9 protein-coding genes are annotated in these 12,545 nt (G+C 60.4%); 5 read left to right on the forward strand and 4 right to left on the reverse strand.

Annotation, left to right across the window (positions count from 1 at the left end; translation table 11 throughout):
- Positions 1 to 7 precede the first annotated feature (7 nt).
- The 4 genes from A8O26_RS17700 to gap form a co-directional block, all read right to left on the reverse strand.
- Positions 8 to 2,593, reverse strand: coding sequence for a TonB-dependent receptor (locus A8O26_RS17700; protein ID WP_064119130.1), 2,586 nt, complete (start codon positions 2,591 to 2,593; stop codon positions 8 to 10).
- A gap of 122 nt (positions 2,594 to 2,715) precedes the next feature.
- Positions 2,716 to 3,681: a FecR family protein gene (locus A8O26_RS17705; protein ID WP_064119131.1), complete on the reverse strand. Its 966-nt coding sequence runs from the start codon at positions 3,679 to 3,681 to the stop codon at positions 2,716 to 2,718.
- A 125-nt stretch (positions 3,682 to 3,806) separates the two neighbouring features.
- Positions 3,807 to 4,325, reverse strand: a complete 519-nt coding sequence (locus A8O26_RS17710) for an RNA polymerase sigma factor (RefSeq protein ID WP_007917886.1) — start codon at positions 4,323 to 4,325, stop codon at positions 3,807 to 3,809.
- A 199-nt stretch (positions 4,326 to 4,524) separates the two neighbouring features.
- A complete protein-coding gene (gene gap, locus A8O26_RS17715) occupies positions 4,525 to 5,526 on the reverse strand; it encodes a type I glyceraldehyde-3-phosphate dehydrogenase (RefSeq protein ID WP_016983705.1) in 1,002 nt (333 codons plus the stop codon).
- Positions 5,527 to 5,746: 220 nt separating this feature from the next.
- On the opposite strand from gap, the gene edd reads away from it, so the two are divergent.
- From edd to A8O26_RS17740, 5 genes are all read left to right on the forward strand, one after another.
- A complete protein-coding gene (edd, locus tag A8O26_RS17720) occupies positions 5,747 to 7,573 on the forward strand; it encodes a phosphogluconate dehydratase (protein WP_064119132.1) in 1,827 nt (608 codons plus the stop codon).
- Complete coding sequence (locus tag A8O26_RS17725) at positions 7,570 to 8,529, forward strand: glucokinase (protein WP_064119133.1); 960 nt, start codon at positions 7,570 to 7,572, stop codon at positions 8,527 to 8,529. Before edd ends, A8O26_RS17725 begins: the two co-directional genes overlap by 4 nt.
- 181 nt (positions 8,530 to 8,710) lie before the next feature.
- Positions 8,711 to 9,442: a response regulator gene (locus tag A8O26_RS17730; protein WP_025112821.1), complete on the forward strand. Its 732-nt coding sequence runs from the start codon at positions 8,711 to 8,713 to the stop codon at positions 9,440 to 9,442.
- Entirely contained in the window at positions 9,432 to 10,901 is a 1,470-nt protein-coding gene (locus A8O26_RS17735) for an ATP-binding protein (protein WP_064119134.1), read from the forward strand. Before A8O26_RS17730 ends, A8O26_RS17735 begins: the two co-directional genes overlap by 11 nt.
- A gap of 294 nt (positions 10,902 to 11,195) precedes the next feature.
- Positions 11,196 to 12,455: a D-mannose isomerase gene (locus tag A8O26_RS17740; RefSeq protein WP_064119135.1), complete on the forward strand. Its 1,260-nt coding sequence runs from the start codon at positions 11,196 to 11,198 to the stop codon at positions 12,453 to 12,455.
- Positions 12,456 to 12,545 lie beyond the last annotated feature (90 nt).

A 12,545-nucleotide genomic window follows, 5' to 3' on the forward strand; every position in this document is an offset into this window, starting at 1 on the left:
GACCGGATCAGATGTCCCAGATCAGGTTGATCGCGAAGTTGCGGCCCGGTTGGGTCAGGCGATCAAGGTTGGCCGGTTGCGTCACCGAGGCTTCGCCGACGCTGTCGTAACCACGGACGTCATCCCACAGCCAGTATTTCTTGTCGGTCAGGTTGTAGATGCCGCCGCTGACGGTGACGTCGTCGGTGACTTTGTAGTACCCGGCCAGATCCAGAATGCCGAAGCCTGGGGTTTTGAACTGACTGCTGACGCCATCCGGCGACTTGAAGTTGCTGTCGTCGACGCGATCCTTTTTCTTCACCACAGTCCAGCTCAGCAGGCCGCCGTAGTTGTCCTGGTCGTAACCCAGACCGAACACGCCGGTCAGCGGGTTGACGCTGTTGATCGGCTCGCCGTTGTCGTTGTTGCGACCGTAGGCGTAGGCGATAGAACCTTGGGTGTAGAGGCCTTGCGGCGCGCCGAACGCATCCAGATTCAGACGACCTTTGACTTCAGCACCCTTGATGGTGGCGTGCTTGATGTTGGCCGACTGGAAGGTCAGTTCGTTGCGGCCCGGGGTCACAGCGTCTTCGTTGATGAAATCGCGGTACTTGTTATAGAACACCGCCACATCGAACGAGCCTTGCTCGAAGTTGCCGCGCAGACCGGTTTCATAGCTTTTGCTTTTTTCCGGTTCCAGGTCCGGGTTCGGCGCCACGCTGTAGCCAGTGGTGGTGTTTTCGAAGCGGCCGTACAGGGCTTTCGCGGTCGGGGTGCGGAAGCCTTCAGCGTATTGACCGTACCAGGTGTAGTTTTCGGTCAGGGCGTAGGTCAGGCCGAATTTCGGCGAAACTTTGTGCCAGGTCTTGTTCTCGTCGCTGACCGTGCCTTGGCCGTCAGCTGCCACGGTGTTGAGGAATTCCTGAGTGATGTGCGGCTTGAGCTGGGTGTAGTCGTAGCGCAGGCCCGGCAGGAAGGTCCAGTTGTTCCAGCTGATCTGATCCTGAGCGAACACGCTGTAGGTGTTGATGGTAGGGTCCGGGAAGTCGGTAGCCTTGGCCAACACATCAGCGGGGCTGGTCGCACCGATGGCGGTGCAGCCACGACCGACCGCCAGGCAGGTGCCGTCGCCGCTGCGCGAGCCGGTGACTTTCTGCTGCTTGATGGTGGTGCCGTAAGTCAGCACGTGGTTGGTGTCGCCGATGGCAAACGCCTTATCCAGCTGCGCGTCGAACACCCACTGCTTTTCTTCGTAAATCGTGTCGCGAGTACGCAGCACTTTACGGGTGATCGGGTAGTAGAACTCGGTGGTGCTCTGGTCGGTTTTGGCGATCTGGTGGTTGAGGCTCCACTTCACGTTGTCGACCAGCAGGCTGTCGAGGGCGAACGAGTGCTCGATGCCGAAACGTTCACGGGTGATCGTGTCGTTGCCGGTGCGCCACTGGTACATGCCGCCGGGCAGGACGCTGTTGGGGATAGTTGGGGCGCCGTTGAAGTATGGGCCGCCGTAAGCGCTTTTCTGATCGGTGTCGCGATCATCCTTGTACTTTTCGTAGGTCAGGCCCAGACGTGAATCTTCGTTGTAGTTCCAGCCGATCTTGGCCAGCACGTTGTAGGCATTGACGTCTTCCGGGTTGGCGGCGGTGCGCTCAAGGCCAGTGCCATTGTTACTGCCGTAGGAATCGGTTTCGTGACCGTCACGCTGGCTGTAGTGCAGCAAACCGTCGAACTGATCGGCGCGACCGGCCACGGTGGCGGACTTCAGCCAGCTGTCATCGGCCGAGCTGTAACCGGTTTTCAGACGGGCGCCGACGTCCTCGCCAGGCTTGATGATGTCGTCGGCATCGAGGGTGTAGTAGCTGACGGCGCCGCCGATGGCGTTGCTGCCGTAGAGCACCGAGGCCGGGCCACGGAGGATTTCCACGCGTTTGACGATTTCCGGGTCAACGTAGTTGCGCTGGGTCTTGGCGTACGGGCCGTTGAAGAAACCGTCCGGCACTTCCACGCCATCAACCTGAGTCAGGATGCGATCACCGTCGATGCCGCGAATGTTGTAGCCGCTGATGCCGCCACGGGTGCCTGCGCCGCCGACGGACACGCCCGGCTCGTAACGCACCAGATCCTTAATGGTGTTGACGTTGTTGCGGTCCAGATCCTGACGGGTCTGCACGGTGACAGTGGCCGGCACGCTGTTGACCGATTGCTCCTGACGGGTGGCGCTGATGGTCACCTGATCGAGATTGAGCGTGCCGCTGGCGTTGCGCTTTTCCAGCACGACGTTGTTGTTGCCGAGTTTACGGAACGTCAGATTGGTCCCCACCAACAGACGCTCGAGGGCTTTTTCCGGTGGCAGCGAGCCACGCACGCCCGGCGATGACACGCCCTGACCCAGTTCTGCCGGCAAGCCAACCTGCCAACCGGTCACGGTAGTAAAGGCATTGAGCGCTGACACCAGCGGCTGCTGGCCGATGGAGAACGAGTAATCACCCATGTTGCGTGCCGGTTGCTCGGTGGCAGCCATCAGCGGCGCAGTGCCGGCCATCAGGATGGCCGCGGTCAACAGCGACAACACGCGGGAAGGGGAAGCAGTCTGGCGGGTAAGGCGAGAGGACATCGATAGCGCTCCGTGTCGCACGAATCTTTATAGGTGCTGATTCGCGTCCGATGATGCGAATCAATTGCATTGGCTATAACGAGACGTACTGACGGTGGCTATCGAGTAAAAATAATTCTCATTTAGTTCAAGATCACCAGCGCGGGGAATTCCTGCAGGCGCGCCGAGGTGATGTGCGCGAGGGAGCGCACCACGTCGAGGGGCTGATCGAGACGGTAATTACCGGTCACGGCGACGTCGGCCAGTTGCTCATTGGTGTTGATGATCCAGCCCGGGTAGTAGCGGCGCAATTCGGCCAGCACCTGATTCAGCGGGCAGTTCTCGAACACCAGTCGACCCTGCACCCAGGCCAGATCGGTATTGGCATCGAGTTTGGCCGGGCGGTCGAAACCGTTGGGACCGATGCGAATGCTTTCGCCGGCAGTCAGGCGCACCCGCGCATCGTTATGCGTGGCGCGCAGATCGACATCGCCACGTTGCACATTGACCTGGGCCACGCCATCGAGATAACGCACGGCGAACGCGGTATCGCGCACGCTGGCAGTGACCGGGCCGGCATCGATTTCCAGCGGCTGACCGCGACCGCTGGCGATCTCGAAAAACGCCTCGCCCTGAAACAATCGGGCAACGCGCTGCTGATCATTGATGGTGCTGGAAAACGCTGAATTGGTATTGAGCAGGACTTTCGAGCCGTCCTCCAGTTGCAGACGCTGGCGCTCGCCGACCACGGTCAGATGATCGGCCTGAATGCGCATAGGCAAGTTACTGAAACTGAACAAACCGAGAATCAGCACGGCGGCTGTGGCCAGCGGTTTCCAGTGCGGACGCAGACGCTTGAGGAAGGTGACTTTCGCTGGTTTGGCCGCGAGGTTTTGCGCGCACTGGGCGATTTGCGGGCCGTCCCAGATCGCCTGCGCCTTGGCAAAGGCCTCGGCATTCAGCGGGTCGGCCGCCAGCCAGGCATGGAATTGCCGGGTCTGCTCCTCGTCCGGGCTGCCGAGCACGATGAGCCAGTCCAAAGCCTGGTCCATTGCGTTTGCAGCGTCCTGCACCGAATCCGGCGAAGGCGAGCGGTGGGTGTCCGTCACGGTGTTTCCTCGGCAGTGTCTGCGCACGGCTGTTTTTTCAAGTGAAGCGTAAAAGTCGGGCAAGGGTAACAAAGCCCGATGATCCGTGCAGTCGATCCTGGCAATTACAGAAAAGCCCTACAGCCTCAGTCGCCATTCAGACGTTCGGCGACGCCGATGCAAATGGTCATGATCAGCTTCAGTTCTTTCTGCACAGTGCTGAGGGAGACGTTCAGTTCGTCAGCGATTTCCTGATAACTGTTCCCGTGCAACCGGCTGAGGATGAAAATCTGCTGCTGGCGGGGGCTGAGTTGACTGAGACTCACGTTCAGGCGCTCCAGCATCTGTTCGGCGTGGGCGGCGTCTTCGGCGCTGCTGGCGGGGGCGGCGACGCTGTGCACGACATCCTGCGGCACATCATCGACCATGGTCCGTGAATGGATCTTGCGCGCGCGCAAATGATCCAGCGCCAGATTGCGCGCGGTCTGGAAGACAAAAGGTTCGAGGTGATCGATGGCCCGTTCGCTCAACGCCCGCGTCACGCGCAGGTAGGTCTCCTGCAACAGGTCTTCAGCGGTGCTGTGATTGTTGACCATCCGTTCCAGCGTGCGCAGCAAGGACGTGCGCTGGGTGAGGAAGACGTGGTTGAAGCGCGATTGACTCACGGGAGGACCTGATCCATTTCGAGCGAATGATAATGCTTATCATCTAGTCAAATGGTCAAGCCCTGATTTTGAAAGCTGCGCAAAAAACTGTGGGAGCGAGCCTGCTCGCGAAAGCGGTGGATCAGCCAACATAAATGTTGAATGACACATCGTATTCGCGAGCAGGCTCGCTCCCACAGGGATAGGGGATTACTTGAGATTACTCGGCGTTACACAGCGCCAGGCAGTTATCCAGCATGCGGTTGGAGAAGCCCCACTCGTTGTCATACCAGGCCAGCACCTTCAGCAATTTGCCGCTGGATTTGGTGTGGTTGGCGTCGAAGATCGACGACAGCGGGTTGTGGTTGAAGTCGCTGGACACCAGCGGCAGGGTATTGAAACCGAGAATCTTCGAATGTTGGCTGGCGGCTTTCATCAGCGCGTTGACTTCTTCGGCGCTGGCTTCTTTTTTCAGCTGTACGGTCAAGTCCACCAGCGACACATTGATCACCGGCACGCGCACGGCCATGCCGGTCAGTTTGCCGGCCAGTTCCGGCAACACCAGGCCTACTGCTTCAGCGGCGCCGGTCTTGCTCGGGATCATGTTCTGCGTGGCCGAACGCGCGCGGTACGGGTCGGTGTGATAGACGTCGGTCAGGTTCTGATCGTTGGTGTAGGCATGAATCGTGGTCATCAGACCGCTTTCGATGCCCAGTTCGCGGTGCAGCACTTGCGCCACCGGCGCCAGGCAGTTTGTGGTGCATGAAGCGTTGGAGATGATCTGGTGCGACTGGCGCAGAATGTCGTGGTTCACACCATAAACGACGGTGGCGTCGGCGCCTTTGGCCGGGGCCGAAATGATCACTTTGCGTGCGCCGGCAGTAAGATGCGCGGCGGCTTTGGCGCGATCGGTAAAGAGACCGGTGCATTCGAACACCACATCAATCTTTTCCGCAGCCCATGGCAGCTCGGCCGGGTTGCGAATTGCGCTGACGGCAATGCGGTCGCCGTTGACGGTCAGGCTCTCATTATCATGTTCGACTTGTGCGTCGAACGTGCCGTGAACGGTGTCGTATTTGAGCAGATGGGCATTGATCGAGCTGTCGCCCAGATCGTTGATGGCGACGATCTGCAAATCCTGTCGATAGCCTTGGGTATACAGTGCGCGCAGGACATTACGGCCGATGCGGCCAAAACCATTGATTGCGATTCGAAGAGTCATGGAACAGCGCCGCCGTCGTTTTGTTGTTGGAATTACAAGATTATTCGCATAAAAATAGAAAACAAGCCTTTTTAGTGGCAATATTTTGTTTTATCTACAACGAGCGACCTGAATCAACTGGTCCGAATGGTCAAAAAAGCCGTCTGTCATTCCAACAACAACGGCGTTTGATCAGCATAGACAATCAGGTCGCCACATCCGTTAGCCTGGAGTTCTACACATGCATCCCCGCGTTCTTGAGGTCACCGAACGGCTTATCGCCCGCAGCCGCGCCACGCGTCAGGCTTACCTTGCACTGATTCGCGGCGCCGCCACTGACGGGCCGATGCGCGGCAAGCTGCAATGCGCCAACTTCGCCCACGGCGTGGCCGGGTGCGGCAGCGAAGACAAGCACAGCCTGCGGATGATGAACTCGGCGAACATCGCCATTGTTTCTTCGTATAACGACATGCTCTCGGCGCACCAGCCGTACGAAGTGTTCCCGGAACAGATCAAGAACGCCCTGCGCGAAATCGGCTCGGTCGGCCAGTTCGCCGGCGGTACCCCGGCGATGTGCGACGGCGTGACCCAGGGCGAACCGGGCATGGAACTGAGCCTGCCGAGCCGCGAAGTGATCGCGTTGTCCACGGCGGTAGCGCTGTCGCACAACATGTTCGACGGCGCGCTGATGCTTGGCATTTGCGACAAAATCGTCCCGGGCCTGATGATGGGTTCGCTGCGTTTCGGCCACTTGCCGACGATTTTCGTCCCGGGCGGGCCGATGGTCTCGGGGATTTCCAACAAGGAAAAAGCCGACGTTCGCCAGAAGTACGCCGAAGGCAAAGCGACCCGCGAAGAGCTGCTGGAATCGGAGATGAAGTCCTACCACAGCCCGGGCACCTGCACCTTCTACGGCACCGCCAACACCAACCAGTTGCTGATGGAAGTCATGGGCCTGCACTTGCCGGGCGCCTCGTTCGTCAACCCGAACACGCCGCTGCGTGACGCGCTGACCCGCGAAGCCGCGCACCAGGTTACGCGCCTGACCAAGCAGAACGGCAACTTCATGCCGATCGGCGAAATCGTCGACGAGAAGTCGCTGGTCAACTCCATTGTTGCGTTACACGCCACTGGCGGTTCGACCAACCACACCCTGCACATGCCGGCCATCGCCATGGCGGCGGGCATTCAACTGACCTGGCAGGACATGGCCGACCTCTCCGAAGTCGTGCCGACCCTGAGCCACGTCTACCCGAACGGCAAAGCCGACATCAACCACTTCCAGGCCGCCGGCGGCATGTCGTTCCTGATCCGCGAACTGCTCGGCGCCGGCCTGCTGCACGAAGACGTCAACACCGTACTCGGCCACGGCTTGAGCCAATACACCAAAGAACCGTTCCTTGATAACGGTGAACTGGTCTGGCGCGAAGGCCCGGTTGACAGCCTCGACGAAAATATCCTGCGTCCGGTCGCCCGCGCATTTTCGCCAGAAGGTGGTTTGCGCGTGATGGAAGGCAACCTCGGTCGCGGCGTGATGAAGGTGTCCGCCGTCGCGCTGGAAAACCAGATCGTCGAAGCACCGGCGATGGTATTCCAGGATCAACAGGACTTGGCCGACGCGTTCAAGGCCGGTCTGCTGGAAAAAGATTTCGTCGCCGTGATGCGCTTCCAGGGCCCACGCTCCAACGGCATGCCCGAGCTGCACAAGATGACGCCGTTCCTCGGCGTGCTGCAGGATCGTGGCTTCAAAGTCGCGTTGGTGACGGATGGGCGCATGTCCGGCGCTTCGGGGAAAATTCCGGCGGCGATTCACGTCAGCCCCGAAGCTTATGTCGGTGGCGCTTTGGCGCGCGTGCAAGAGGGCGATATCATCCGCGTCGATGGCGTCAAAGGCACTTTGGAACTGAAAGTGGACGCCGACGAATTTGCAGCGCGCGAACCTGCCAAAGGCCTGTTGGCCAACAACATCGGCAGCGGTCGCGAACTGTTTGGCTTCATGCGCATGGCCTTCAGCTCGGCGGAGCAGGGCGCCAGCGCCTTCACTTCTGCCCTGGAGACGCTTAATTGAAACTGGCTTTGGTCGGTGACATCGGAGGCACCAACGCGCGGTTCGCGCTGTGGAAAAACCAGCAACTGCAATCGGTTCAGGTGCTGGCCACAGCCGACCATGCCAGCCCGGAAGAGGCGATCAGCCTGTATCTGAGTGGGCTCGGTCTGGCGCCGGGTTCGATCGGTTCGGTGTGCCTGTCGGTGGCCGGTCCGGTCAGCGGGGATGAATTCAAGTTCACCAACAACCACTGGCGCCTGAGTCGCACCGCGTTCTGCAAAACCTTGCAGGTCGAGCAGTTGTTGCTGGTCAACGACTTCTCGGCGATGGCGCTGGGCATGACCCGTTTGCAGCCAGGCGAATTTCGCGTGGTCTGCGAGGGCACGCCGGAGCCGTTACGTCCGGCGGTGGTGATCGGCCCGGGCACTGGCCTTGGCGTCGGCACTTTGCTTGATCTGGGTGAAGGTCGTTTCGCCGCGCTGCCGGGCGAGGGCGGTCACGTCGATCTGCCGCTGAGCAGCCCGCGTGAAACCCAGCTGTGGCAGCACATCCATAACGAGATCGGCCATGTCAGCGCCGAAACCGCGTTGAGCGGCGGCGGCTTGCCACGGGTTTACCGGGCGATCTGCGCGGTGGATGGGCATGAGCCAAAGCTTGATACACCGGAGGCGATTACCGCGGCCGGTCTGGCGGGTGATCCGATTGCGCTGGAAGTGCTGGAGCAGTTCTGCTGCTGGCTCGGCCGTGTCGCCGGCAATAACGTGCTGACCACGGGTGGGCGTGGCGGGGTGTATATCGTTGGCGGGGTGATTCCACGCTTTGCCGATTTCTTCCTCGAAAGCGGTTTCGCCCGCAGCTTCGCCGACAAAGGTTGTATGAGCGATTATTTCAAAGGCATTCCGGTGTGGCTGGTGACGGCGCCGTATTCTGGCCTCGTTGGCGCCGGTGTAGCCCTGGATCAATCAATCCCGACCTGAAATGCAACCCCCCCTGTGGGAGCGAGCTTGCTCGCGAATGCGGAGTATCAGTCAACCCAAATGTTGAATGTAATGACGCCTTCGCGAGCAAGCTCGCTCCCACAGGGGTTTCTGTGGTGTTTGTAAGTTCCATGCTTAAGGCATAATCCGCCCCAATTCCAACAACAAGGATGCCTTCGAAGTGAGCTCAGTCAACAAGTCGATATTGTTGGTCGATGACGACCAGGAAATACGCGAGTTGCTGGAAACCTACCTGACCCGCGCCGGGTTTCAGGTGCGGGCCACCGCCGATGGCGCCAGTTTCCGCCAGGCACTCAACGAGGCGCCGAGCGATCTGGTGATCCTCGACGTCATGCTGCCCGATGAGGACGGCTTCAGCCTGTGCCGGTGGGTGCGTCAGCATCCGCGTCAGGCGCAGGTGCCGATCATCATGCTCACCGCCAGTTCCGACGAAGCCGACCGTGTGATCGGTCTGGAACTCGGCGCCGACGACTACCTCGGTAAACCCTTCAGTCCACGCGAACTGCAAGCACGCATCAAAGCCCTGCTGCGGCGTGCGCAATTCGGTCAGGAGCGCAGCGGCAGTGAAGTGCTGGCGTTCGATGAGTGGCGGCTGGACATGGTCAGCCATCGGCTGTTTCACACCGATGGCGAGGAAGTGATTCTTTCCGGCGCCGACTTCGCCCTGCTGAAACTGTTCCTCGATCACCCGCAGGAAATCCTCGACCGCGACACCATTGGCAACGCCACCCGTGGCCGCGATCTGATGCCACTCGATCGCATCGTCGACATGGCCGTCAGCCGTTTGCGCCAGCGCCTGCGCGACACCGAGAAACCGCCACGGCTGATCCGCACCGTGCGCGGCAGCGGCTACCAATTGGCAGCCAACGTGGTTGCCGGCAATGGTCATTGAGTCGCTGCGTAAACTCGCCGCCAAGGTGCCGGTGCCGCGCTCGCTGCTTGGGCGGATGTTGTTGCTGACGTTGCTGGCGGTGTTGTTCGCGCAGACGTTATCCAGCGTGATCTGGGTCTCGCAATTGCGTGCCACGCAGCTTGAAGGCCTGGTCACCAGCGCCCGCAGCCTCGCCCATTCGATGACCGCCAGCGTCAGTTACTTCCGCTCGTTGCCGGTGGCTTATCGTCCATTGGTGCTCGACCAATTGCGCAGCATGGGCGGCACTCGTTTCGTCGTGACGCTCAATGACAAACCGCTGGGCATGGACGTGCTGCCAGTCACCCCGCGAAAAGCCGCGGTGATGAAAGCCGTCGACGAAGTGCTGCGCCAGACCCTCGGTAATGACACGGATATTTCAGTGACCTTTGTCAGCCCCGAAGACCTGCGGATTTTCAACGCCGGGCTGAAACTCGATGAGTTGCCGCGCTCGTGGGCGCATTACGCCTTGACCCTCGAACCGGTCAACCCGCCCGTGCTGGTCACGCAGATTCAGATGGCGCCGGGCGAATGGCTGTACATCGCCTCCTTGTTGCCCGAACCGTACACCAGTCTTGAAGAACAAGGCCTGCCCTCGCAGCAGGTGTGGTTCATCGTCCTCACCAGCGGCTTTCTGTTGTTGTTCATCGGTCTGCTGGTGCACTGGCAGAGCCGGCCGCTCAAGCGTCTGGCGCGAGCGGCGCGGGATCTGTCGCTGGGCGCCGACGTCGAGCCGGTGGCCGAGGGCGGCGGCAGTGAAGTGGTCGAAGTGGGCCGCGCGTTCAATACCATGCGCGAACGCATCAGCCGTTACCTGACCGAGCGCAGCCAGTTGTTCAGCGCGATTTCCCATGACCTGCGCACGCCGATCACCCGTTTGCGTTTGCGCGTCGAATTGCTTGAAGACGAGAAGCTGCAAGCCAAATTCGGCCGCGATCTGGATGAGCTGGAACTGCTGGTCAAAGGCGCGCTGCAATGTGTGAAGGACACCGATATTCACGAGAACATCGAACCGGTGGATCTCAACCATGTGCTCGATTGTCTGGTCGAGCCGTACCTGGCGCCGAACGGCAACGGTCGCGTGACTCAGCATGGTCGTGCGTTGGCGGCGTATCCGGGCAAACCTTTGGCGTTGAAACGCTGCATCGGCAATCTGATCGACAACGCGTTGAAGTATGGGCAGAACGCGCATCTGCACATCGATGACGATGACAGTGCGTTTGTCTTGCACGTTGATGATGAAGGGCCGGGGGTGCCGGAGCAGCGGCTGGAACAAGTTTTTGAGCCGCACTTCAGGCTGGCGGGGCAGCAGCAGGGCTATGGTTTGGGGTTGGGCATTGCGCGCAACATTGCCCACAGCCATGGCGGGGAAGTGACGTTGCAGAATTTGCGTGAGGGTGGGTTGCGGGTGACCCTGCAACTGCCGCGTTCGGCGGATTAGGTCAAAAGAGCCCCTCACCCTAGCCCTCTCCCGGGGGGAGAGGGGAGTGACCGAGGCGTATTTGGCTATCCGCCGACCTGATGCATTGAGTCGATTATGGATTCGGTACAGCACTTTCAGGTCGGCGCAACTCTCCAGCATCCTGCGATCGGCCCCCTCTCCCTCCGGGAGAGGGCTCGGGTGAGGGTGTCTTTTTTGTCACGGATCAGTGACAAACCCCGCCCCCTTCGTTACAAGCCCGCCTCGGCCCGTTGTTTAGACTCCCCGCAGTCATAACAACAAAAAAGGCCACCCATGGATCTTTTCCACCCAGGCTTCAGCAGTTGGCTGAACGCCCCTGCCCACCAGCAATGGCTCGCCGCCGAAGGCCTGCGTCTGCTGGATTTCGCCAAGGCTTCAAGACTCCCGGAAGGCTTCGGCAACCTCGACGAACGCGGCCGTCTGCCGGCGAACGCGCAAGCCGAAACCATGAACACCGCGCGCATGACCCACAGCTTCGCCATGGCCCATGTTCAAGGCTTGCCGGGTTATGCCGAATTGGTCGATCACGGCATCGCCGCCCTGCGCGGGCCGTTGCGTGATGCGTTACACGGTGGCTGGTTTGCGGTCGCCGAACACCGCGACGGCAACACCGGCAAGAATGCTTATCTGCATGCCTTTGTCGCGCTGGCGGCGAGCTCTGCGGTGGTCGCGCAACGCCCCGGCGCACAAGCGCTGCTGGACGACGCCATCGACATCATCGACACGTATTTCTGGAGTGAAGAAGAGGGCGCCATGCGCGAGTTCTTCAATCGCGACTGGAGCGAAGAAGAAGCCTATCGCGGCGCCAACAGCAACATGCACGCGACCGAAGCGTTCCTCGCGCTGGCCGATGTCACTGAAGATCCGCGCTGGCTGAGCCGTGCACAACGCATCGTCGAGCGAGTAATCCACGGTCACGCGGCCGGTAACGGTTACATGGTCATCGAGCACTTCGACCGTGATTGGCAACCGTTGCGCGAATACAACCACGACAACCCCGCCGACGGTTTCCGCCCTTACGGCACCACACCGGGCCACGGTTTCGAGTGGGCGCGGCTGTTGTTGCACCTCGAAGCGGCGCGGGTGCAGGCCGGTATGCTCACCCCCGGCTGGCTCGCCACAGACGCGGCAAAATTGTTCGAGAACAACTGCCACAACGGCTGGAACGTCGATGGTTTGCCGGGCATCGTTTACACCCTCGACTGGGACAACAAAGCCGTCGTCCGCCATCGCTTGCACTGGACGCACGCCGAAGCCAGCGCCGCGGCCAGCGCCTTGCTCAAACGCACTGGCGATGCGCAGTACGAAACCTGGTACCGCCTGTTCTGGGAATTCTGCGAAACGCATTTCATCGACCGTTGCGACGGCAGTTGGCACCACGAACTCAACCCGCAAAATATCCCGAGCGCCGATATCTGGCCGGGCAAACCGGATCTGTACCACGCCTGGCAAGCCGTGCTGATCCCTCGTCTACCCTTGTCACCGAGTATGGCGACTGCTTTAGCGCAGTTGTCTCACGGTTCTCCTGTGTAACCATGTGGTGACATTCGCGCGTCCCTTCGTTACCTGCGAAGGGAATCGCCCTGTTTAAACTCCTGTGCAGCGCAAGCACCAGACTTGCAT

It is taken from the genome of Pseudomonas fluorescens (genome assembly GCF_001648775.1).
Taxonomy (GTDB): Bacteria; Pseudomonadota; Gammaproteobacteria; order Pseudomonadales; family Pseudomonadaceae; genus Aquipseudomonas; species Aquipseudomonas fluorescens_M.